Origin of the sequence: Nostoc sp., assembly GCF_036917675.1 — a bacterium.
Classification (GTDB): domain Bacteria; phylum Cyanobacteriota; class Cyanobacteriia; order Cyanobacteriales; family Nostocaceae; genus Nostoc.
The window spans coordinates 57,422-81,112 of the sequence record NZ_JBALCT010000001.1 but is presented as its reverse complement, the minus strand read 5'-3'; the positions used below and the strand labels follow the sequence as shown (position 1 = coordinate 81,112).

General features: G+C 43.5%; 22 protein-coding genes and 1 pseudogene. 10 read left to right on the top strand and 13 right to left on the bottom strand.

The window, feature by feature from the left end:
• Positions 1-432: 432 nt before the first annotated feature.
• The 6 genes from V7K31_RS00375 to V7K31_RS00350 form a co-directional block, all read right to left on the bottom strand.
• Positions 433-1,119 (bottom strand): PHP domain-containing protein, encoded by a 687-nt coding sequence (locus V7K31_RS00375; RefSeq protein ID WP_335091917.1) that lies wholly within the window; start codon positions 1,117-1,119, stop codon positions 433-435.
• A gap of 498 nt (positions 1,120-1,617) precedes the next feature.
• Positions 1,618-2,754, bottom strand: coding sequence for an AIR synthase related protein (locus V7K31_RS00370; protein ID WP_335091915.1), 1,137 nt, complete (start codon positions 2,752-2,754; stop codon positions 1,618-1,620).
• A 95-nt stretch (positions 2,755-2,849) separates the two neighbouring features.
• Entirely contained in the window at positions 2,850-3,077 is a 228-nt protein-coding gene (locus V7K31_RS00365) for a hypothetical protein (protein ID WP_334830232.1), read from the bottom strand.
• Positions 3,078-3,192: 115 nt separating this feature from the next.
• Positions 3,193-3,528, bottom strand: coding sequence for a hypothetical protein (locus V7K31_RS00360; protein WP_335091913.1), 336 nt, complete (start codon positions 3,526-3,528; stop codon positions 3,193-3,195).
• A 585-nt stretch (positions 3,529-4,113) separates the two neighbouring features.
• Positions 4,114-4,716, bottom strand: a complete 603-nt coding sequence (locus V7K31_RS00355; RefSeq protein ID WP_335091912.1) for a superoxide dismutase — start codon at positions 4,714-4,716, stop codon at positions 4,114-4,116.
• Between the two features lie 504 nt (positions 4,717-5,220).
• Complete coding sequence (locus tag V7K31_RS00350) at positions 5,221-6,828, bottom strand: bifunctional pantoate--beta-alanine ligase/(d)CMP kinase (protein ID WP_335091911.1); 1,608 nt, start codon at positions 6,826-6,828, stop codon at positions 5,221-5,223.
• Between the two features lie 63 nt (positions 6,829-6,891).
• Between V7K31_RS00350 and V7K31_RS00345 the strand changes: the two genes are divergently transcribed.
• Positions 6,892-7,041, top strand: a complete 150-nt coding sequence (locus tag V7K31_RS00345; protein ID WP_335091910.1) for a hypothetical protein — start codon at positions 6,892-6,894, stop codon at positions 7,039-7,041.
• A gap of 67 nt (positions 7,042-7,108) precedes the next feature.
• Here the strand turns inward: V7K31_RS00345 and V7K31_RS00340 are convergent, their stop codons facing one another.
• Positions 7,109-8,209, bottom strand: a complete 1,101-nt coding sequence (locus V7K31_RS00340) for a septal ring lytic transglycosylase RlpA family protein (protein ID WP_335091909.1) — start codon at positions 8,207-8,209, stop codon at positions 7,109-7,111.
• A gap of 838 nt (positions 8,210-9,047) precedes the next feature.
• Here V7K31_RS00340 and V7K31_RS00335 point away from each other — a divergent pair.
• Positions 9,048-9,542, top strand: a pseudogene (locus tag V7K31_RS00335) (glutaminase); the annotation flags it as partial.
• A gap of 303 nt (positions 9,543-9,845) precedes the next feature.
• Here V7K31_RS00335 and xth read toward each other — a convergent pair.
• The gene (gene xth / locus V7K31_RS00330) at positions 9,846-10,628 is read right to left on the bottom strand and encodes an exodeoxyribonuclease III (RefSeq protein WP_335091908.1); all 783 of its coding nucleotides are present in this window, start codon (positions 10,626-10,628) and stop codon (positions 9,846-9,848) included.
• A 459-nt stretch (positions 10,629-11,087) separates the two neighbouring features.
• Here xth and V7K31_RS00325 point away from each other — a divergent pair, with 459 nt between their 5' ends.
• The 3 genes from V7K31_RS00325 to V7K31_RS00315 all read left to right on the top strand — a co-directional run bounded on the left by V7K31_RS00325 (position 11,088) and on the right by V7K31_RS00315 (position 13,519).
• Positions 11,088-12,152, top strand: coding sequence for a glycosyltransferase family 4 protein (locus V7K31_RS00325; RefSeq protein WP_335091907.1), 1,065 nt, complete (start codon positions 11,088-11,090; stop codon positions 12,150-12,152).
• 61 nt (positions 12,153-12,213) lie between these two features.
• Positions 12,214-12,399, top strand: coding sequence for a hypothetical protein (locus V7K31_RS00320; protein ID WP_335091906.1), 186 nt, complete (start codon positions 12,214-12,216; stop codon positions 12,397-12,399).
• 97 nt (positions 12,400-12,496) lie between these two features.
• The gene (locus V7K31_RS00315) at positions 12,497-13,519 is read left to right on the top strand and encodes a zinc-dependent alcohol dehydrogenase (protein WP_335091955.1); all 1,023 of its coding nucleotides are present in this window, start codon (positions 12,497-12,499) and stop codon (positions 13,517-13,519) included.
• Between the two features lie 125 nt (positions 13,520-13,644).
• On the opposite strand, the gene V7K31_RS00310 is transcribed toward V7K31_RS00315, so the two are convergent.
• Positions 13,645-14,517: an Rpn family recombination-promoting nuclease/putative transposase gene (locus V7K31_RS00310; RefSeq protein ID WP_335091905.1), complete on the bottom strand. Its 873-nt coding sequence runs from the start codon at positions 14,515-14,517 to the stop codon at positions 13,645-13,647.
• Between the two features lie 715 nt (positions 14,518-15,232).
• Between V7K31_RS00310 and V7K31_RS00305 the strand changes: the two genes are divergently transcribed.
• The 3 genes from V7K31_RS00305 (at position 15,233) to V7K31_RS00295 (ending at position 17,141) form a co-directional block, all read left to right on the top strand.
• A complete protein-coding gene (locus tag V7K31_RS00305; RefSeq protein ID WP_335091903.1) occupies positions 15,233-15,685 on the top strand; it encodes a hypothetical protein in 453 nt (150 codons plus the stop codon).
• A 264-nt stretch (positions 15,686-15,949) separates the two neighbouring features.
• Entirely contained in the window at positions 15,950-16,903 is a 954-nt protein-coding gene (locus tag V7K31_RS00300) for an MDR/zinc-dependent alcohol dehydrogenase-like family protein (protein WP_335091902.1), read from the top strand.
• Positions 16,904-16,964: 61 nt separating this feature from the next.
• Entirely contained in the window at positions 16,965-17,141 is a 177-nt protein-coding gene (locus tag V7K31_RS00295) for a hypothetical protein (protein WP_335091900.1), read from the top strand.
• Here the strand turns inward: V7K31_RS00295 and V7K31_RS00290 are convergent.
• Positions 17,130-18,329 (bottom strand): Coenzyme F420 hydrogenase/dehydrogenase, beta subunit C-terminal domain, encoded by a 1,200-nt coding sequence (locus V7K31_RS00290; protein WP_335091898.1) that lies wholly within the window; start codon positions 18,327-18,329, stop codon positions 17,130-17,132. The genes V7K31_RS00295 and V7K31_RS00290 overlap by 12 nt on opposite strands.
• A gap of 251 nt (positions 18,330-18,580) precedes the next feature.
• On the opposite strand from V7K31_RS00290, the gene V7K31_RS00285 reads away from it, so the two are divergent.
• Complete coding sequence (locus V7K31_RS00285; RefSeq protein ID WP_335091897.1) at positions 18,581-19,069, top strand: DUF2243 domain-containing protein; 489 nt, start codon at positions 18,581-18,583, stop codon at positions 19,067-19,069.
• On the opposite strand, the gene V7K31_RS00280 is transcribed toward V7K31_RS00285, so the two are convergent.
• Complete coding sequence (locus V7K31_RS00280; protein WP_335091896.1) at positions 19,056-19,184, bottom strand: histidine kinase; 129 nt, start codon at positions 19,182-19,184, stop codon at positions 19,056-19,058. The two genes, V7K31_RS00285 and V7K31_RS00280, sit on opposite strands and share 14 nt — an antisense overlap.
• 15 nt (positions 19,185-19,199) lie before the next feature.
• On the opposite strand from V7K31_RS00280, the gene V7K31_RS00275 reads away from it, so the two are divergent.
• Positions 19,200-19,805, top strand: a complete 606-nt coding sequence (locus V7K31_RS00275; RefSeq protein ID WP_335091895.1) for a DUF4129 domain-containing protein — start codon at positions 19,200-19,202, stop codon at positions 19,803-19,805.
• A gap of 131 nt (positions 19,806-19,936) precedes the next feature.
• Here V7K31_RS00275 and V7K31_RS00270 read toward each other — a convergent pair whose 3' ends face one another.
• Together V7K31_RS00270 and V7K31_RS00265 are read right to left on the bottom strand one after the other, a co-directional pair.
• Positions 19,937-21,223, bottom strand: a complete 1,287-nt coding sequence (locus tag V7K31_RS00270) for an aspartate aminotransferase family protein (protein ID WP_335091894.1) — start codon at positions 21,221-21,223, stop codon at positions 19,937-19,939.
• A gap of 386 nt (positions 21,224-21,609) precedes the next feature.
• A complete protein-coding gene (locus V7K31_RS00265) occupies positions 21,610-23,424 on the bottom strand; it encodes an ABC transporter substrate-binding protein (RefSeq protein WP_335091892.1) in 1,815 nt (604 codons plus the stop codon).
• Positions 23,425-23,691 lie beyond the last annotated feature (267 nt).

Genomic DNA, 23,691 nt, shown 5'->3' with positions numbered 1-23,691 from the left:
ATATATGATGTCTACGTAATTTTTGCGGATTAGAGTTAGATTTTTTGTTATTTACTAATATGGACAAGGATTTCATCTGTCTTTCTACTAACAAGACAATTATATAGATTGTAATAAAAATAACTTTTGAATTAAAGTGAGGTGGTTATTACCTACTGAGGAAACGTCAATTGTGTAAGTTTGATTTTACGTCTAGTAATGGCACAACGCGATCGCATAGCAGTTGATGGGCGTGACTAATAGACAAGCTGATATTAGCCGCAAGTACTACTGGACAGAAGAATTTTGCGGAGCCGGAGACGCTCCACCTGTGGCCAATTAATTTAGCCGATGGATTTTTGTTGTTTGACCTTTAAGATGGGCTTAAACCCTATTCCCAAGCCTGGTAAATTGGCGTTCGCGTAGCGTGTCCTTTACGGACAAGGTATTGCTTTACAAGCGTTGTAGCAGGCTCAAACCGTGGGTATCAGTACCACAGGTATTGAAAAGAAAGTATTCATCAGCCAACTTTTGCACTTGTTCTGATTCCATTATGCTGGGTTGCCAGGGGTTAGGATTATTGTAGGCGTAGAAAGTTTCCACGCCATCGATACCCTTTTGGGACGCAGCTGGAATTAAGTCGAAATGCGATCGCTTGTAACGAGCTGGATGAGCCAAAATTGCCAATCCCCCAGCTTCATGAATAGCGGCAATCACGTTACTTGCCTGATATTCTTGCCCTGTAGTCGCCCTTCTTTGCAGATAGGGTTTTATACTAGGGTGTTCTGTTTCAAAAGCGTAAGCCAAAATGTGAACTTCTATATCCAAAAGCTTGGCATTGATTTCCACGCCACTCCACAGGTGAGGAGTGCTTGCACCAGGATTACTCCACTTCCAGTCTTCTAACCAAGCAAGTGATGCTTGATAGCCGATAATACCATGATGATCCGTGATGGCTAAACCTTTTAGTCCAATCGCGATCGCCTGCTCCATCAATGCACTCGGCTGCAATCTCCCATCCGAGTAGACAGTGTGCATATGAAAGTTGAATAACCTTGGACAACTATGTGCATCAATGTTATGGAATACTTGCTTCAAAAGTTCTGCCGAAGCAGTAGTTTGGGCCAAATTTACAACCATAACCCCCTCGGAACAAAAATGTATATTCTTAACACACTAAAACGCTACATCTACAGATAAGAAAGACCCAACAATATAAAATTAGTGTTGGCTGCTACTTTCTCAGCTTTGTCAGCAAATTTTTTAATATGTTAAGACTACGTTAGCAAATCTTAATCTAAGTGGTCATGGGTATTTTGAACTACTTCAATTTTAGGTAGTAATCAATATTGCATCCAAAGTTTCATAAATACGTCTATAGTATCTGTGTTGAATTACTTATATACTAAAGGCTTACTAGAGTAATTATCTCTAATAAGCCGGAAATGCAATTTTATTTTGTGTGTAAAAATCCTTATTTATCTCAATAGTTACACTGGTTTTATCTAACCAGTAATAAATTGTGCGTAGGCGTAGCCCAACCCAGGCATCGCAAAAGTAAGAAAATCCTGTGAATCTACAATAGCTCCCAGAAAAGTGGCGATGTCTACGACGGGCTATGCCTACACTTGGGGCTGATTATACTCCTCGTGCAATCCCAAAAGAATCTCCCTTCAAGGTGACTTCAAGCGGTTTTACCACTACCTCTCGGCTAAGGGACGCTTCAACCCTTCCTGCAATCACGGCCGTTAGCTGATGTTCTCTTGCCAGCAGAACGATCCTCTCTGCATCCTGCTCCGACTCAGTATAGAATGCAAATCCTGCACCGTAATTGAATACGGAAAGCATCGTCGTTGCCCCGCCCTCAAGATGACCTTCGACAAACGTAAATATCTCCGGCACTGGGAGCATCGTTTCGATGACATACCGGAGTGGCTTCACCGACCGCATCAGCTTTTGCCATCCATGTCCAGTGATATTTTCCATCGCCGTAGGACGAATTCCTTCGCCAAGCACCGCCTGTACAAGCGGCGTGTAAAGATACGACGCAGCATTCATCGCTTCCCAGAACTCCTGCCCACTTGGAAGTTTTGTTCTGTATCCATCAGGGAGAGACTCGGCAAGCTTTCGCAGTGGGGTAAAGCCGTTTTCATGGGGTCCCGAACTCTCGACAAGAACAATGGTATTTCCGGCATCCAGACGCGAGCTATCAATAGGAGCGATACCAACCGGCATAACCCCAAAAACCGAGCCGGCGATGTCGAGCCGCCCTGGAATCATCTTAGTTTTTAGTTGAGGAGTTTCCCCTGAGAGATAGACACATCCCACTCGTTTGCACCCCTCAACCACTCCATCCAGAAACCCATCAAGAAAAGCGGGGGTAAAGATTGTTTCAGGAGTACTCGACGGCAGATAAAGACCGAGAAGTATAGTCTGCATACCGGAAGTTGCGGCGTCGTTCGTAAGACACGAGATGATCTTGATACCAATGTTCCACCAGAATCGTCGAAGCTCCTCTTCACAGAGGTCGTCAGGGCGGGTATCGTCTGCGGTGCCCAGTCCTTCGGGGACAAGTGTCATAGAAAGTTCTCTAGCCCCCGCCTCTAGAAACGGAGCGAGGTTGAAGCTGAAAGCGTTAGCACTTGCTCCCAGACCCGACGCGGGCACGATGCCATAAGCGCTTGCAAAGCCAAGTGTGCGTTTTGCGGCATCGATGAAGCGTCGTTTTGCGGCATCGAGAGTATGATAATCGACTTGATCGAGAGCTTGAGCCATCAGGTTGCGTTTTAAGTTAGAAGTTAACAGACGCGATTAATCGCGTCTGTTAGGAGTTAGGAAAACTCATTGCTCGTAGCTCATAACTCCTCACTTTAAAATACCTCATCTTCAATACCGCGCCACCATTCACCCAAATTCATCAAGTCTTGGTAAATGTCTTCTAATTCTTTGGTGTAGACATCGTTTGTAAGAGTGGCTCGACGCTCTTGCAATTTCTTGAGGCGCAGTTGTACCAATAGCCAAGGCTTAGTGATGCTATTCGTTGCTTCGATGTATTGCGCTAGTTCTTTACTACTGCCCGTTAGCTCATTTTTTGACATTTGCTCGAATTTAATAAAATCTATATATGATAAGGGTTTCAACTAGCCCTTTCCAGGTGACTCGAAAAATCTCATTTTTCTCTCTGTGCCTCTGCGTTTCCTCTCAGAAAAATTATTAGTTTAGTGCAGATGCGATCGCAGCCCCAAGTTTACGTAATGTTCTCTCTCGTGCAAAGTCAGCCGCTGCCCGTGCCGACTCTGCCAGAATTGTGTCAGTGTTTGGCGTTAGCTTCAAAGCCCCACCTAAATAACCCAGTGCCTTAACATAACAATCAGATAAATTGGTCGAGGCTAACCGCTTTACAGTTTGGTAATCGCCATTTGCAAAGGCAGATAAAGCCTTGGCGTGTAAATCATTTCCGGGTTCGGGGACTTCCAAAACATTGAGGATTGCCTCAATAGCTTTATTTACCTTTTCTAGTGTCAGTTCTTGTTGTACAGCTTGCACCATTGTTTTTACTCCTAAGTCCAGTTTTCAAAGTTTTTAGCTCTAACCTGGGGCAAATAGAGTATGTCCCAGTTACGATCCAAATGCTATTTTACGATTCGTGACCCAAAACCAACAGCATTATCCTGGTCATAATGAATCGCAATTCTCAGAAAAGCTAGATTTTGCTCCCTCATCTCCCCCATCCCCTCAACAGTCAACTAAAAACAGTCACGAGACTAGTTCGTGACTGCTAACAAGATTGGTCAATTAACTGATTGTTTCTATTTTACATAAGTAGCTAAACAAAAATATTTACAGTCATTGCGAACAGGGCGTACTCCTTCCCTACGGGACGCTATGCGAACAAACAAGCAAGCTACGCGGGGTGTCTCCAAGAGTTGCAATCCCAACCGCAAGGGAATTGCTACCCCTGCGGAAACGCCTGCCGTAAGATGCCCGAAGGGCTGTAGGGCGAACATTACGCTTTTCTACATTCGCAATGACGTTGTGTAATTAATTTTATCTGACTACTTATCTGGCACAAGCCACGTAGACGCAAAGCAGCTTGTCAAAAGGCATAACAGCCACTTCAAAACTGGCAATTGATTAAGCTTTAGCCAAATTTTCAGCAACAAAGTCCCAGTTCACCAACTTTTCTAGGAAATTCTTGATGAACGCTGGACGGGCATTTTTGTAGTCAATGTAGTAGGCGTGTTCCCAAACATCCAAAGTTAAGAGTGCCTTCTTACCATGAGCTAGAGGGTTCTCTGCATTTGGTGTCTTAATCACCTTCAGCGTACCACCATCATCAATCAACCAAGACCATCCGCTACCGAATTGAGTTGTGGCGGCGTTAGAGAACTCTTCGTTGAATTTGTCTAAGCTACCAAAATCTTTATTAATCTTGGCTGCGAGTTCACCAGTGGGTGCGCCACCACCTGCGGGTTTCAAGGAATTCCAAAAGAAGGTGTGGTTCCAAACTTGAGCAGCGTTGTTAAAGATTCCCGCCTTAGAGGAGTCTTTGAAGGAAATTTTGATCACCTCTTCCAGAGACTTATCGGCAAGTTCAGTACCTTCAGTGAGCTTGTTGAGATTGTCTACATAAGCTTTGTGATGCTTGCCATAGTGATACTCGAAAGTCTCAGCTTTCATGCCATATGGCTCTAGAGCATTCTTGTCAAAGGGTAGTGGTTCTTGTACAAATACCATTGTGTGAAATCCTCTCTTTATCGGTTTCTAGTCTTAAACTATTCCAGAAGCTTAGGAAATTAACAGCTTTTGTTTTTGATAGCTTTATGTCTTTCATGATCAAACATAAAACTTAACATCGTTATTCTACTACCAAAGTGAAGATCAAGTGAAGATGAAAACAAAATACTTTTGTGATTAGTCAAATCGCTAGTCATTAATGAATCTAAATAAAAATGGCTAATATCTCATAGTGAAAGTCCAATATGTAACTAGCATTTAGCAATTAGAGTTTTCATACTTCTATCTTTAGTAGGATTAATTGCGATATGATAAATCACTCGATAGCGAGATGATTTAATACTTAAATAATTTAATATTTCTAGTATAAGGCTTGATTTTCAATCAAGATAGCCAATCGTCAAATTATCTATTTTGTTTTTAAATCAGTTTTGAGGATGGTAAGTGAATAATCACTCACCCACCACCCTTTGAAACTAAAAAACTAACAGCAAATAGTGGTGATTAGCACTGAGATAAACGCTGCTGGTAATAGTTAACGATTTGTGCCGTGACTTCAGACACGTCCAAACCATCGGTTTGAACTTCGATCGCATCTGCTGCTTTTTGTAAAGGCGAAACTTTGCGTGTACTATCTTTCCAGTCACGTTCGGCAATGTCCCGTTCCAGCTGCTCTAAACTAACTTTGGGTTGACCTTGTTTGTTAAAGTCTTGCTGGCGGCGACGGGCGCGTTCACTCACAGAAGCGGTTAAGAAGATTTTCACTTCGGCATCGGGGAATACGTGAGTACCGATATCCCGTCCTTCAGCGACTAAACCACCTCTTTTACCCCAGTTTTGCTGTTGTTTAACCAGTGCTTGACGTACAGCGCTTTGTGCCGCGATCGCCGATACAAGAGATGTTACCTCAATGGTGCGAATTACCTGGGTAATATCAGTACCGTTAATCCAAACCCGCACGGTAGATTGTAAATCGGGGTTAGGAGTAAGTTCAATTTTACACTGGTTAGTTAATTCTGCGATCGCACACTCATCATCAATAGCAATCCCCTTTTGCACTACTAACCAAGTGACAGCACGGTACATCGCTCCTGTATCTAAATACACTAAGCCCAGGTCTGCTGCCACTTGACGCGCCACTGTAGATTTTCCAGCACCAGCTGGACCATCAATGGCGATGATAGGTTGACGATCGCGCAATATGGTATTGTCAATCAAACGTGTAGCACCAAGACGAGCTGCGATCGCCAACATTCCTTCCTCCTCAACTTTTTCTAAAGACATCAACGTAGTCGGTTCAACCAATTCAATATATTCCACTAAAACCGTGCTGACCATTGCCACTTCTTGCTGTACCACTGCTATCAACTTGTTGCTATTGCGATCGCCAGCCCGAAACGCAGCTTCAGCTCGTCTCAAGCCGCGATATAATACCTCTGCTTGCTCTTTTGCCGTCACCGTCAAATATTGATTACGAGAACTGAAGGCAAGACCCGATGCTTCCCGCACTGTTGGACAAACAACAATTTCTACTGGCAAATTTAAGTCAGCTACCAGCCTTTTAATAATTGCTAGTTGCTGACCATCCTTTTGACCAAAGTAGGCACGATCAGGCTGTACCAAGTTGAAAAGTTTGGTAACAATCGTAGTTACACCCTGAAAGTGACCTATCCGAGAACGACCACACAAGCCTGTTATCATAGCAGATGGGGGGATAACTTGTGTAACCTTTGATTCTTGGATACTTTTCTGGGGAACTGCCATTTCTTCAGGAGTCGGTGCAAAAATGGCATCTACCCCAGCTTGTTCGCAAAGTTGTTGGTCTTGCTCTAAAGTGCGGGGGTAGCGTTGATAATCCTCATTGGGAGCGAATTGCAGGGGATTGACGAAAATACTCACAATCACCGTAGAATTTTCTTGCCGCGCCCGTTGAATCATGCTTAAATGACCTTGATGCAAATTTCCCATCGTTGGCACCAGACCGACTGCCGTCTGATACCAGCCAGTCATCTCATCTAGTCTCTGATCCTCGGTAACAGCAATCAGCTTGTTTTCTGAGCAGCGTTTAGTTAAATAGCAGCGTAAAGCTGCGACTGTTGTTAGCAGGCGCACAAAAATACCCCTAGTTCTTATCGATCCCTCCCCCGTTAGTTTATATCTGAAATAGGGGAAGAGATGATTGATCTAGGGGAATTAAGTGATACGGAACTGCGAATTGGGAATTGGGCATTGGGCATTGGGCATTGGGCATTGGGCATTGTGCATTGGGCATTGGACAAACAGGGCAATTCAATTTTTGATTTTGGATTGACGATTTTGGATTAAATTTCAATTCTTTAATCCAAAATCTAAAATCTAAAATTCTTACTCCCTATTCCCTACTTACTAATAACTACTTTAAGACTTCAATCTGTACTGGTGCCACTCCACTGCCCATCATTCCTAAAATCCGAGCTGCGCCAGCAGACAGGTCTATGACTCGACCCCGAACGTATGGACCCCGGTCATTAATCCGCACCACTACAGAACGACCATTGCGGGTGTTGGTTACACGAACTTGTGTACCAAAGGGTAAGCTACGATGGGCGGCAGTCATGCCTTCTGGATTGAACCTCTGACCGCTAGCAGTACTATTACCAGAACCATCATACCCGTAATAGGAAGCTATGCCTCCGAAAGAGATTCGCACTACTCCGACGGCAATCTGTTGGGGTAGTTTTGGTATTGATATTGGCAGACGAATTGGTAAATTCGCAATTTCTTTTAATGGAGATGCATTGCCTAGTAGTCTTCGCAGACGATTGGTTGCTTGCAATGCATCTTGCGCCAGATTGTTGGTGGTACCTGCTAATTGCGTATCTTCGTTGATTTCGACCAATTCTTCGCCATTAATTTTGATTATATAGCAATCGCCATTTTGCTGGAGGGGAGCGCTTTTGTTTTGCGCTTGATTGGCAGTAGATTTTTCCCCTGCTTTCCAACTTACGGTAATCTTAGTCCCGTCCACATTTTCCCGATTCAACTGGTTGATCTTAGCTGCTATTACACCAGCTATCTGAACTGGGTCATTGTCAACAGAGCTAATCTGGTTACTCACATCTGTGACGTCCCCAGTACTCACTGCCTTTAGTGAATTGCTAGCAATAAGGGCATACGATTGTATGCCCCCAGAATTTCCAATTGTACCAACTTTTTTAGTTTCAGGACTCGCATTTGATACGGAACTCAAAAAAGTGAGAACAGGAATATTTTTGATAAAAAGGGTTGCTGCCTTACGTTTTCCGATGTTGTGAGAGTGAATTTCTGTAATCACAGCATCCAAGGTTTGTTTCCCTGCTGTTGATTGATACTCTCCCACCTTCACTACATCAGGTGCAGGTGATTTTTGGGAAGCTAGCGGATTTGCCTTGGTCGTTTGAGTGCAACCGACTGTGGGTATTCCCAAAACAGTCATAAACAGGGCAACAATAGTCCACAAATGTCTTTGATTCATGCGTTCGTTTTTAAAGCGACTGTAGAACTTTAGTTTTATGATTCGTGGGATTTGTCACTTTGTGAAAGTGATTTCCCTTCTGAAAAACTCGAACTCGTTCCGCTTTCACTTTTGTTATTTATAACTGCAACAGACTAACATGAACCTTTTGGCTTGGGGATCAGGGTTTTAGCGTAATTTTAGGCCACCTCCTGAAATTATAATTCCAATTTTAAGGGCGAAACCTTTTTCAAATGGGGACTTTGGCTATGTAACGCTTTTTTCGGCAAGTCAAAAATTTCTTAAAAAAACGTTACGGTGATTGCACACCAAAGTGACGATACCCTATTGATGTCAGTTCTAAAGGTTTACAACTACCCGTGTATTATAGATAACATCTATTTTGGGATTTTCTCTAAAGACATAATATAATTTTAATTAAATATCATCGGCATAAATACTTAAAATCCCTTATTTAATGAAATATTTTGATTTACCTATGAATAAGTCGTCATCGGAGTTATATCTGAGATAATTATCCAAATTAGTTTGAGCGTAATATCTTTTTTCCAAGTTTTTTCTACTTAGATTAATCATGACTTTTATTCTCCATAACTAGACTTAAACTAGTGATGAATGTAACTTATGGCAACAGTGTTACTGAGTATAAAAAAAGAGCAATACTCAACTTGATATTTTTTGTGATTAATAATGAAAAAATTAGGAAATCTTCGCGATCGCTTGGAGATAAAAATTTAAATGTAGCAAAAATTACAATGGCTATTTTTTAGCCTAAGTAATTACTTAAGGATGATTTTTTAGAGCAAGCTGTCTTTTCAAAAATCTTTGCAACTGTGCAGTCGCAAAATACATTTCCGAACTGGCAAAAGTAAACCCGGACTTGTTCAGCATTTGTATTGTGACAGTAGATGGTGAGGTTTACAAAGTTGGGGACTGGGAACAACTCTTTACCATTCAGTCAATTTCCAAGGTGTTTGCTTATGGACTTGCCTTAGAAGATGATGGGTTGGATTATGTTTTGACTAGAGTTGGCGTGGAACTGACGGGGGATGCATTCAACGCGATTATTTTGGATGAACAATCGAAGCGACCTTATAATCCAATGGTAAATCCTGGAGCGATCGCTACCACCAGCTTAATCAGAGGTTCCGGCCCAAGCGAACGCCTCAACCGAATGCTAAATATGTTCCAGCGATATATTGGCCGCGACGTGTTCGTTGACATTTCAGTTTTTACCTCAGAACGGAGTACAGGGCATCGCAACCGCGCAATGGCGCATCTGATGCTCAACTTTGGTATGATTGACCGGAACATTGAAGAGTCGCTGGATCTTTAGCACAAGGATTTTAATTGGTGACAAATAATCTGCCGTTTTGGTCAAATAATTCGTCGCTCTACAGATGTTCTTGTTAGGTCTGTATTCCATGCAATTGAGAACCGCTATGGAATAAGAATTAAATAACATACAATTTATATCCCTGGCTTACCTCACCCTCAATCCCTCTCCGATATATTGGAGAGGGATAGTGAGACAGGATGAAGTTTTACATTTTATTTAATCCACGTTCCTATATAAACGGGAGTATTAACCCCTATTCAATTACGAATTACGAATTATGATGAACCAATGCCCAATTCAAAATTCCACAATTACCGGCACATGGTCGCTGGGTTGGGTTAATTTTCTGGGTGCGACATCAATGATGCAACTTTTAGCACGCTCATATAGCACGGGTGTAAGATAGTGATGGTCAATCCGCCAACCTAAGTTGCGACGGAAGGCGGCGGCGCGATAATCCCACCAGCTAAAATTTCCGCCTTCTGTAGTGAATTTGCGAAAAGCATCGGCAAATCCCAATTTCAGAATAGCCCGTAAGGCTTGGCGCTCTGCTTCTGTTGCCATAATATGATTTTCTGTACTCACTTGCTCGTGAATATCCTTGTCTTCCAGTGCGATGTTGAAGTCTCCGCACACACAAATTGCCGGTTCTGACAGCACGAGCAACCGCAAATACTCGTGTAACGCTGTCAACCAGCGCAGTTTGTATTCGTATTTTTCAGTTCCGACTGCTGCGCCATTGGGAACATATAAGTTCACAATCCGAACACCATCAATTACACCTGTAATCACCCGCTTTTGGTCATCCCATTCGTGGTGTAAATCGGGCAAAATCGCCCGAAACCCGCTACTTACGTCTAGGAGTGGCTGGCGACTAATCAGGGCTACACCATTATAAGATTTTTGTCCTGATATATAAAGGTTATAGCCTAACTGCTCAAAAGGCGATCGCGGAAACTCGGCATCCACAACTTTGGTTTCTTGCAAGCAGAGAACATCAACAGGATTCAGGGTTAACCAATCGATAACCTGTTCGAGGCGAGTGCGAATTGAGTTGACGTTCCAAGTAGCGATTTTCATTCGTTAGTTATCAGAATTTTTGTAAATTACTAATTACACGTTATGTAGTTTTTGTACAATTACTTAATGCTTATAATTTCTGTTCCATTTCCCAATTACGTTTAAACGCAGCTTTAATTACTTGATCCCGTTGAATATTTTAGTGTTGTCAGCTACAAATTCTGCCATTTTGTAAGTTCTGCTACAAAATATTTTACCTCATTATGATCCCCAAGACAGATGCAACAAGTAATAGATTAGTTATACGGTTAGAAGGGTAGCTCCAGGTTGACTTTTGCCGATAGTCTATTAGATTTGTCGGTAGAAAATTTGCGGTTGGGTTAACTCTTATTGCGCTTTTAGTAGCCTGTTAGGTTAATTTAAATGTCAAAAGAGTAAGTGCAAATCCTCTTTCCTCATAATATAATGATGTAGCTCATTATATATAGGACAATTTCATAGACTGAACCAAAACAACTTATGAAAATCGCTCAAGTCGCCCCCTTATGGGAAAGGGTTCCACCTCCTAATTATGGAGGAATCGAATTGGTCGTGAGTCGCTTGACTGATGAACTTGTTCGTCGCGGTCATCAGGTAACTTTGTTTGCCTCTGGCGATTCTCAAACTTTAGCTCACTTAGAAGCAGTTTTTCCGCAGGCATTACGCTTAGATCCAAATGTCAAAGAGTATGCAGTGTACGAGATGTTGGAACTGAGCCAAGTTTACCAAAGTGCTGCCCAATTCGATATTATCCATTCTCATGTAGGGATTTCGGCATTAGCTTTAGCGAGTTTGATTACAGCAACTTCTACAGTTCACACCCTGCACGGTAAGTTTACAACGGACAACCGTCACGCATTTAGTTACCACCAAAAGCAACCATACGTCAGCATTAGTAACTCGCAGCGTCAAATCGATCTCAATTATATTGGCACAGTTTATAACGGAATTGAGCTAGCAGATTATCCATTCGTAGCCCAACCGTCATCACCTCCATATTTGGCCTTTTTAGGCCGTTTTTCGCCAGAAAAAGGACCACAACATGCGATCGCCATTGCGAAACAGAGTGGTTGGCGCTTGAAGATGGCAGGAAAGGTTGATCCAGTAGACTCTAAGTTTTTTGAACAAGAGATTGCCCCCCTGATAGATGGTCAGCAAATCGAATATCTAGGCGAAATTAACCACGCCGAAAAGACTGAACTTCTGGGCAATGCTGCCATAACTCTTTTCCCTATTAACTGGCAAGAACCTTTTGGCCTAGTAATGATTGAATCAATGGCAACTGGTACACCAGTGATTGCCATGAATTTAGGCTCTGTACCGGAAGTGATTGCCCACAATAAAACAGGTTTTATCTGCAAAAGCTACACAGAAATGGCGGCAATGATTCCACTAGCTTTGGAACTCAATCGTCAAACCTGTCGAGAATATGTGGAAAACAACTTTAGCGTTAGCCAAATGGTTAACGGATATGAAGCTGTTTACAGACAAATTATTAAAGACCGCATAAAATCAAATGGCCGCATTCGTGCTGCCAAAATCTAGTTTTAATCAACTGCTTTTTTATCCAGCTTAAACAATAACTTTTTTTAAGGAGCACATTGGTATGAGTACGAGAACTAACACCTGCCCATGTTGCGGTGGTTCCCTGCTGCGTCATGCCCGTCATGGTGAACTATATTGGTTTTGCCTGTCGTGCCGACAAGAAGTACCGCTATTAACTGCTACTCGTTTGCCTAATCTGGAAACTCGGAACACCGGAGTGGTTGCCCACCCAGTGGTGAATACCTAGTTTTTCCACATATCAAGCCTAATAAAAATCGAGTTTACACCTATCAATTAGCTCCAACTGATAAAATCGGATGGAGCTAATTGATAGGTATAAAGCTTTGTTAGCAGCCTTACTTTATGGTCAAGAAGATTTACGCTTAGAGGAAGTTGCTGACCCCATTCCGGCGCCTGGCGAAGTTGTGATCCAGGTGGGGGTAGCAACAACTTGTGGTACAGATTTGAAAGTCTGGGGGCGTGGTGGTCATGCCAAGATGCTGAAACCGCCGTCGCTGTTTGGTCACGAAGCTGCTGGGCGAATAGTTGCCTTGGGTGCAGGTGTCACTGATTGGCAAATAGGCGATCGCATTGTCGCTAATAATTCCGCCCCATGCTGCCGGTGCTTTTTTTGTCAACGCCAAGAGTATTCATTATGTCCGAATCTGACCTGGAATAATGGAACTTTTGCGGAATACCTGAAGATTCCCGCACCAATAGTACAGCATAATTTATTGCAGATTCCCGATGAGTTGCCGTGGGAATTGGCAGCGATGACGGAACCCTTAGCTTGTGTGTTGCATGGTGTAGCGCGTTCTGATGTCAAAACCAAAGATCAAGTAGTCGTCTTAGGAGATGGGGCGATCGGGCTGATGTTTGTGGCGGCGTTGAGTGAGAAAGCTGAGGTTTTGTTGTGGGGAGGTAATAACCACAGGCTAGAAATTGGTCAGAAATTGGGTGCAATCCAGACCTTTAATTATCATCGAATCCCAGATATTCCCAGTGTGGTGAAAGAACTCACTCAAGGATGGGGCGCAGATGTAGTAATTGAAGCCACTGGTGTACCAAGTGTTTGGGAAACTGCGATCGCTTGCGCCCGTCCTGGTGCAACAGTCAATTTATTCGGTGGATGTCCACGGGATACCAGCATTACAGTCAATACAGAACAGTTACATTACAGCGAACTTACTATTAAAGGGGTATTTCATAATACACCAAAGTATGTGCGGGAGGCGCTGGCACTGATCGCTAGTCGCAAAATTCCCTTTGAGTTACTTATTAGTGAACAGCGGCCATTAAAAGATTTAGAACAGGTGTTTTGTGAGATGAAGGCGCGTCAGGTTATTAAGGTAGCGATGATTCCTTAGTTTTTTACCGGGTACAGCAGATGCTCTGAGTTTAGACTTTTTACACTTTCAACTCTGTAGCGACTGTCTTAAAAGTCAAGCGATGCGATCGCTTCTATCTTAGCAGCACCTACAGAGGATCTGGCTTATCGCCCTTCTAACCACGACTGCAAATCAGCCACACTGGTAAAATCTAACAGTGCTTCACTCAAGTCTTCCAGAACAGGTAAAGATAAACCACTGATGGCGGAACGCATTTCTGGAGTCAGTTCGCCAAATCGCTTTGTTAACAGTCGCATAACTAGATTAACTGTTGCTTCCTCGCGTCCTTCCTCACGTCCTTCCTCGCGTCCTTCCTCGCGTCCTTCCTCCTTAATTTCCCGATAAACTCGCGTTTCCTGGAGTGTGATTCCCAGCATTGACTCTACCTCCCTTCGACTTAACTGCTCAAACTTGTACACCATAATCGTTATGATCATCTCTATTATGGCGCGACTTGTGGGCGATGATAGTTCTTGCCGAGTTCTGGTTAATAAATACCTGGCTTGTTCTGGTGCAATTTCTTCCTTAACTGTCGTTAATACCATCAGCGCTACCCATAAAGGTAAGGTCTGAATATCCCCCAATTCATCTAAGTATATTCGATGCACTTGTCCGCCATTGAGCAATGAGCGATGGGGATGAATCTGGCTTTGTTCCAAACTGCGAGATGGGTAAATGATGACTACCTGCCAATCGCTAAATCTCTCACGGTTGCGGTAAAAATATAGTGATGACTCAGCAAATACTCTTTCGTAAAGCTGTTCATCTTTTTGGAATTGGACTTCACAAAAATACACTACTCCTGCACCGGCATTTTCTGGTGGGAGGAATACGCCGTCTATTTCAAATTTGGGTTCTTTGACTGCTACTGAGTCAAATCGATAAGCGTTAGCATTTGTCGGCGGATTAGTTAATAATTCAAATAATAATGTGGGAGATTGTTGAAATAGTTTGTAAAATATCGAGTCTCGCCGCATGAAGTATTCTGATCTTGCTGAACTTATTTACCCATCAATTTTAGGGCAATACTGCGTAGGTTTTGCCCTAAAAATAAAAATCTGTAGCGACTGTCTTAAAAGTCAAGGGATGCGATCGCTTCTATCGGAGCGGTCTAACTCGTGACGGGAGCGGTATCACTCGTGACGGGAGCGGTATCACTCATGACGGGAGCGGTCTAACTCGTGACGGGAGCGGTATCACTCGTGATGGGAGCGGTCTAACTCATGATGGGAGCGGTCTAACTCGTGACGGGAGCGGTCTAACTCGTGATGGGAGCGGTCTAACTCGTGATGGGAGCGGTCTAACTCGTGATGGGAGCGGTCTAACTCGTGATGGGAGCGGTCTAACTCGTGATGGGAGCGGTATCACTCGTGACGGGAGCGGTATCACTCGTGCATTTTTACATTACTGATATGAGAAATTACCTAATTTGTTGTAATTTTAAATGTGGCGTTGTTTAAGCTTAGGACTTACGCAAAATATCTCTCAAACTCTGATTTCTCTGTGTCCTCTGCGCCTCTGTGGTTCGTTATTCCGTAACTTGTGCGTAAGTCCTAAAGCTAAAAAAATACCATGTTCCACAAAATTTTTGCAACAAGTGTTGTAACAGTTGGATTGATGATGACTGTTTCAATTTCTGCGGCTCAAGCCAACCCTAAAGCAATGACCTGAAAAGTGTTCGGAAAGCCTCTAGTGCTTAACTCTAAAACCTATGTTTTGTTTGGTTCGGATAATGGTCAACTTGGTGGCACTGATCCTTATCAAGGCGACACTAATATCAACGACTATCGTTCACTGCTCTGCATTAAAAAGACAAATGATCCTGCACCAGCAGGTTTACCTCCGTCCATTATCAGTCCTGGCGGTGCGACTAACAACTCTTGGTCTGGTGGTACAGTGTTGGTAATTCCCTATATACAAGGAAAACAATTAACATCTCAAGCAGTTGCAGATAATATATGCAACCAGGTAGGACAAATCGTTCGTGGTACCTCTGGATATCGGATGGCAGAATTTCATGATGGTACTGGTATTAATGCTGGATGGAGTTTTTGGGCAGAAGCCTATGGCGATATAAACGGTTTAGCACAGTGTACCCGCTATTGGGTTAACATTAATGACCAACCTGCTGCAACTCCTTGGTAGGGTAGGTAGTGCTAAATTGCAAGTTTGCTAGCAAGAGCGTAATGTTAAATTGACACCCATAGACTATGTGAGGCTCCGCCTCAAAACTTGCGGCAGAGGCGCAATGAGGTGCATTTCCAGCCAGAGGCTGTAAACGAGATTTTAAAGGGGTTTGGGCTTAAGTTGACACCAAGGCACATAGGCATTCCCAGTCCGAGACTGGGAACGAGATGAAAAATTTTTGAAAATGGTATGACAAAATATTAGGCAAAGGACTGAATAAAAATGAAAGGACTTTGGCTCGAAAACAAGCAGTTGCAATTACGCACAGATATTGCCATTCCTGAACCACCACCGGGAGAAGCCTTGGTACGTGTCTTGCGTGCAGGTATCTGTAACACTGACCTGGAACTACTCAGAGGCTACTATCCTTACAGTGGTATTTTAGGTCATGAATTTGTTGGCATCGTGGAACAAGGGCCAGAACACTTAGTTAACAAACGCGTAGTTGGAGAAATCAACGCTGTCTGTGGCCATTGTCGGTTTTGTCGCAGTGGACAACCAACTCACTGCGAAAATCGCACAGTTCTAGGTATTGTCAACCGGAATGGAGCTTTTGGTGAATATCTCTGTTTACCGATAGAGAACTTGCATCTCGTACCTGATAATGTGTCAACGGAAGTAGCAACATTTACTGAACCTTTAGCAGCAGCTTTGGAAATTCAGCAGCAAGTACCATTGCGTCCAAATGACCGAGTGCTAGTGGTTGGAGATGGCAAACTAGGGCAGTTGGTAGCCCAAACATTAGCCCTAACTGGCTGTGAACTCTTAGCTGTGGGGCGTCATCGAGACAAACTAGCCAACTTAGAGGTACGGGGAATAAAAACGAGTCTAGCCGACGCTGTTACAGATGGATATTTCGATATCTCAGTAGAATGTACTGGCAATCCAGAAGGATTTGCGATCGCCCGTCGCGCCCTACGTCCCCGTGGTACGCTTGTACTTAAAAGTACTTATTCTGGCAAACTCAGTCTGGATGCCTCTTCTTTAGTAGTGGATGAAATCACCCTCATCGGCTCTCGTTGTGGCCCCTTTCCCCCAGCCCTCCAGCTACTAGCCACAGGACAAGTTGACGTGCAACCCCTGATTCATGCTACCTACCCCTTGATTGAAGGGCTTGCAGCTTTTGAACACGCTCAGAGTCGGGGTGTTTTGAAGATATTGTTAGAGATTGGTTAGGAGTTGGGTGTTAAGTGTAGTCCTGTCGAGGTGAAATAGAGATTGATCTATCACGGGGACAATGGCAAAGATTAGCGATCGCTCGTGCTTTGTTGCGACTGAATGGGGAGTAGGGAGCAGAGGGGAAAGAGGTAATTTTAATTCTCCCCCTTGCCCCCTGCGCCCTGCCACTCAGCCTCTTGTGCCCAATGCCCAATGCCCAATGCCCAATGCCCCAGATTCTTTTCTATTCTGGTAACTTATATTGCCCAACAATACGCTTGGCAAACTCTGGAACATGCGCTTCTAATTTCTCTGGATGATTCCGCTTCACATACAAATAATTTCGAGTAAAGTGAGAATCAATGGAAAACCGCGCATATTCTAAACCCTTGGGGCCGATTTTTTCAATTACCACACCCATCAGTTTTGCTGCCCACATGGGGAGAGTAACGCCTTTATCGTAAGCAGGAATACTTTGCTGTACAGCTTCTTTCCGGTTGCCTTTAGACATCACTGGTTGAGTATCTAACTGGTCTTTCACCAAATCCAGCATTTCCTTACCTGTGTCATTTCTAACTACAATCCACTGCCAGCCAAAGGGTGCGCCCATGTAGCCAACAACTAAATCTGCTAGGGAGTTAACGTAATCAAAACAACTCATACAGGATGGGGCAAAGACATCTTTAAGTTGGTTAGTCTTCAAGCCAAAGAAAGGTACAGTTTCTGATGAGCCATCCTCATGTTTGAAGTGAACGCGGAAGTCTTGCATGAACTCATAATGCACAACTGTATCAGGCGATCGGCTGGTGGTTTCTAAGAATTTTTGCAGTCCGGCGCGGTTAACATTATCTACGCAGGGCGTACCCAAAACATACAGCTTTTCTAAACCAAGTTGCTTTTCTACGGCTCGTAATGCCTGGATTTGGCAACCAACACCAATTACTAATAGCCGCTTCATCCCCGATTTTTCCACCTGTTCCAATACGGAAAGATTCGGGGAAAGTGTTGGTTTATTTACCCGTGCTGCTAGTATTTCTTCTGGAGTCCGGGCGATGATGGGCATAGGTTGAAAGCGGTCTTCTTTGGTGTTTTGCACGCAGACGACACCTTCAACTAAGCCGCGATTGAGCATTTCAATGGCAATACTGCTAACAATACCCGTCCATTGTGCGCCTTCAATGGGCTGCTGTTTTCGCGCCGCTATCATGTTTTGGTGAACACCAAAGTAGAGTTCATCAGGATTATCGAGATGGCGCGATCGCGTGTGCGTTTCTGCTTCAAGTTCGCCTATTTGCTGATTAATAAAAGCGCAGGCTTCCTTGACATAGTGAATATAGTATGTATCGCATAGTCCGCACTCGCTACAGAGTTCTTTAGCAGGGCGGCGGCTTGTAGGTTTAAGGGCTTTAGCTTTTTTGTGCTTGCTAGAATCAACTGAAGTCATATAAATTTTTTGTTTTATCCAGGAATCGCTTTTATTACCGAAAAATTGGGTTTAAAGCCCCGTCGTTTTACGACGGCTTTCTTTCAATTAATTAGTGTACCAATATACTATACTAGGGTTTTCAAATGCCCAAAGTTTCAGTTACCGTGAAAATAATATTTGATTTGAATGATCGTACTTGCCTCAAGATAGAAGATATTTCTCCTAAAAGAGTTGTATTTTGGTAAGAAAGCCTATCTATGAGGTTGACAATGGAGGCAAAAAGTGAAACCTTCAACCGACGCGCACCGCTAATCACTGCTGGAATTTGTCTTGGTGTGGGTCTTGGAGGATTTCTTGATGGAATATTACTGCATCAGCTCCTCCAGTGGCATCATATGCTCAGTAGCATTCGACCTCTGACAAACACGACGAATATAGATTTGAACATGGTATGGGATGGGTTATTTCATGCCTTGGATTGGGTATTCACCGTGGTAGGAATTGTGTTGCTATGGCGTGCAGGAGGGCGTGATGATGTTCCTTGGTCATTACAAACCTTTATTGGGTCAATAGTGATTGGAACTGGGTTGTTTGACTTTGTTGAAGGTTTAATTGACCACCAAATTCTCGGTATCCATCATGTGAAACCAGGCCCAAATCAGTTAATTTGGGATCTAGGATTTCTTGCATTCGGTGCGCTACTTATTGTTATCGGCTCGATAGTGATAAAAAAAGAGTCAGTAGTCAATAGTCAATAGTTATGGGGCATGGGGCATGGGGCATTGGGCATTGGGCGTTGGGCATTGGGCATTGGTCAATAATCAATAGTTCTTCTTCCCCTGCTTCCCCTGCTCCCCACTCCCCACTCCCCACTCCCCATTACCCCCTATGACAGATACTTTTGAAAAAACTAGCTGGAGTTGGCAGCTTTCTCAATTTCAACAACAAGCGGGAGAATGGTGGGAATACCAGTTTTACCGCTTTGAACGCGGTTTGCCAGAATTGCTTACTGGATGGTCGATTAGCCCAAGGCTTGGTGAGTTGCTGAAATTCCTATTTTGGCTGGTAATAGGCTTATTTATAGCTTGGGTGGGTTGGCGATTATGGCGAGAATTCAGTCCTTATGTATATTCTTGGCTGAATAAAACTGGCAATCTCACTGATTTTCGCGTAAAAACTCGCTCTAGTGAGTCATCCATAGCCCTTTTGTTGGAGCGATCGCAACAATTTTACCGTCAAGGTAACTACCGTGAGGCTTGCCGTTGTGTCTATTTAGCGATGTTGCAGCAGTTGGATCAAAACGCCATCGCACCTCACAAACTCAGCCGCACAGATGGAGAATATCTACAATTGCTGCGATCGTCTGTGACTCCCATACAGCCTTATGAAACTTTAATTACCACTCATGAGCAATTATGTTTTGGTAATGCCGAGATTTTCCCAGACAATTATGAACAGTGTCGCCAAGCTTATCGGGAAATTTCCTCAGAATGAAAAAGGCGAATAGAATTCGCAGCTACACAAACAAGAGCTACAGCTACCTGGACTAAGAGAAAATTAAGGTTTTTTAACCCGCGCAGGCGGGTTTTGCCTGTGTAGACGCGGTTTCTAACCGCCCTTTTAACTTAAGTTGACTTTGTGAGAGTTGCGATCGCCTTTTCCACAGCTTGCAAGGCAGTGTTTACTTCCGGCTCTGTGACAATTAGCGGTGGCACAAACCGAACTACTTTTGGCCCTGCGGGTACAAGCAATACGCCCTCGTTGATCGCAGCATTGACGATATCGGCTGCGGTTAGCCCAATGTCGGCTCGCAACTCCAAACCGTTGATTAAACCCCAACCGCGAACTTCCCCAACGTGCTGAGGATATTTTGCTGCGATCGCTCTCAATCCAGTTCGCAATTGTTCACCCCTGTCTTCCACATTCTGCAAAATATTTTCCCGCTCTAATGTCTGGCAGACACTGAGTGCCACACCACACACAAAAGGATTCCCGCCAAAGGTGCTGGCGTGTTCCCCTGGTTGAAAAACATCACAGAATTTCTTGCTCATCATTGCACCGATGGGAATACCGCCACCTAAGCCTTTGGCACTGGTGAAAATATCCGGTTCAACGCCGAGATGTTCGTAACCCCATAACTTGCCACTGCGCCCCATGCCAACTTGCACTTCATCGAAAATCAATAAAACGCCAGTTTCGTCGCAAATCTGCCGGAGCTTTTTGAAATAGGCAATATCTCCGGGACGCACACCGCCTTCTCCCTGCAATGGCTCGATCAGAATCGCCGCTACCCGATAATCACCTTCATCCAACTCGCTAATCGCCACTTCCACAGCATTAATATCGTTGTAATTTACGTAGTGGAACCCAGGAACCAAGGGATCAAAATGCTTTTGATACTTCGGTTGTGCCGTGGCGGTAACGGTCGCTAAAGTCCGTCCGTGAAAACTGGCATGGGCGGTTAAAATAATCGGTTTTTCAATGTCTAATACTGTGTGGGCATATTTCCGCGCCAGTTTAATAGCGGCTTCGTTAGCTTCAGCTCCAGAGTTGCAGAAAAATACGCGATCGGCACAGGAATGATCAACGATCCATTTTGCCAATTCACCTTGCTCAGGAATGTAGTACAAATTAGAGACATGGTGCAGCTTCTGGATTTGGCGTGTCACCGCTTCTACCATAGCTGGGTGGGCGTGTCCTAAAGTACAAGTGGCAATTCCCGCCACAAAGTCCAGATATTCTCGCCCCTGTGTATCCCAAACCCGGCATCCAGCACCCCGTTCTAGGGCTAAGGGAAACCGCGCGTAGGTGGACATAACAGCTTCATTAAAGCTATCTGCATCAAAGGGACTGGATGCTGACCCTGAATCTGGGGGGATGGTGGCTTGGTCAACGAGAGTTTGTAGGCTCACTATCGCTCCTCCTGAAAGTTTTTCATTATATAGTTATTTACTAGTTTCCTAGAAATCCCTAAAAAAGACTTCTTCTTAGGCTAACGCTTATATAACCTCAAACGCTTGGCGGTGGTGAAAAAAAACTTTGTACTCAACACTTGAGTAAGAGTATGAGTGACAGGCAATTTGCGTAGGTGCAGCCCAATCTAGGCATCGCAAGTCTTGGGTAGAGTCCAGAGGTTTTCTCACTGATGTTCAAGCCTGACTCGTCAAATGTTAGGCTGCGGTTTTGACGGCGCTAGGACAGATGACGAAATTTCCCTTGCTGTCTGCGGGAAAACTGCAAGGGAGCTACTAAAAGAGTTGCAAGTTATTGACGGTGATCTATACGAATTATGAATTAGTTATGATGCCTTAAATCTCTGATTGGAATTATTTTCTGTGATTTTCAGTTCATCAATATTCCAAAAAGCTGACCCCAAGGCAGAAAACTTGATGGGATTGACACGTTCACGCACCGCCTGAAACGAGATTGGATTCACAAGGCAGAATATCGGCAACTGTTCAGCAACGATTTGCTGAAATCTGTCATAAATCGCCTTGCGCTTGCTCTGGTCTAGTTCTTTGAATCCGGCGCCAAAAAGACTGTCAATTTCTCTCTCCCATTCAGAAACTACCCATCCTTGGAATGGGGGTTTTCCTGGTAAAGCACCTTGGTTGAACTGATGAAATGAGCCTTGACTAGTCCAAAATAAAGATAGAAGATTAGGTTCAACATCTGCACCAGGAACACCAAACGCACCGACATAACAATCCCAATCTCGACGAGAGAGAAGCTTTTGCAATACTATGTTAAAACTGACTACCTCCATATCTGCTTTGATACCAATTTGACTGAAGTCTTGTTGGATTTGAACTGCGGCATCGATTCTTGATTGATCTTCCGATTTCACCAAGATATTGAATTGCACCCGATTTCCATCTTGGTCTAACAGTTCTTTTTGGGAGTTGTACCTAAAACCAGCCTTTAACAACATCTGCCTAGCTCTCTGGGGATTATAATCATAAACTTTTAACCCTGCTGCTGGGGACAAGTAATAGGGACTTTGAATAGCAATTGACGAATGTTGTATTTCACCTAAACCGCGATAGATATTAGTTTTAATTCGGTTGCGGTCAATTGCATAGGCAACTGCTTGCCTAAAAACTAAGTTATTAAACCATCGAGATTTGATTGGGTCTATAAAAGGCTTACCTTTGGAATTAATAGCTCGGTTGAGATTGAAACCCATAAAGCTAAAACCTGCGGTAGGTCCACCATTGTAAATAATGAATTTTCCTCGCTTTTCCTCTTTCTTGAGTAACCCAAATACTGCTGGTGTCACATTCAAAGTATCCAGTTCCCCTGAGCGAAATCTTTGTAACTGATTTTCTGTAGAAGAAATAATTTGCCAGACAATCCGTTGAATATAAGGCTGAGGATGTCTTTGAACATCTTTGCGCCAGTAATAGGGGTTGCGTCGTAAAATTACCCGTTCAGCAGGAGTATAGCTTTCTATTTGGTAAGGCCCATTGGAGATAATTTTTTGCGGATCAGTATTGGTTCCCCACATTGAGAGAAACTGAGGATTACCATTGGCATCATTGGATAGTACAGAAGAACGCAAGGCATGAGATGGCAAAATTGCTAGTTTTTCAGCGTATCTCAAAAAAGGGGCAAAAGGTTCCACAAAAGTAAACTCAACTCGCCGCTCATCTAGTTTCTTCACTGACGGGAAAGTTTCTGTGTTGCCAATACGCAAAAAATCTCTATATAAAGTAGGAATTTTTTTATTCAGATAAATGTCCCGATAGGTAAAGACTACATCATCTGCCGTGAGAGGTTCACCATCTGACCATTTCAACCCTGTTTTTAAGGTAAAAATAATTCGCTTTTGATCAGCAGATATTGACCACGATTCTGCCAGTGCCGGCTCCAAGTTGGTAGTTATAACATTCTCATCGATCAATCCCTTGTAAATTAAAGAAAAAACACTATATGGAGAGTCATTAATGGCATAGTTAAAAGTAGTCGGGTCATTTAGGGAAACTAGAACTAATTGAGCTACTTGAGATGCTTTGCTTTTCATCTGTGTCGGATGACAGCTTGTAAGCAAGAAACAACAAGATAGCAGCAAACCAACTACCAAATTTAGAGGTCGAATAACACCAGCAATCATCTCTAGTTATCTACCTTGCAACTACTATCTACACAGTACAGTATGGCGATTCATCAGTACTAGAACAATGTCAGTAGACCGAAAAATTCTGCGTTAGGATTCGCGTTAGCGAAGCGTCTTTGTCAGGAGAAGCGTCTCTACGAGAAGCTCACCGTTAGCGTAGCCTCTCGTAGAGAAGGTATCGCCTACGGTGAGCGCTCCACGCCACCGCCTTGGTGTCGTGACCTTTGATAGCTGATTTTTACCCAAAAAACCGTATTGTTTAAT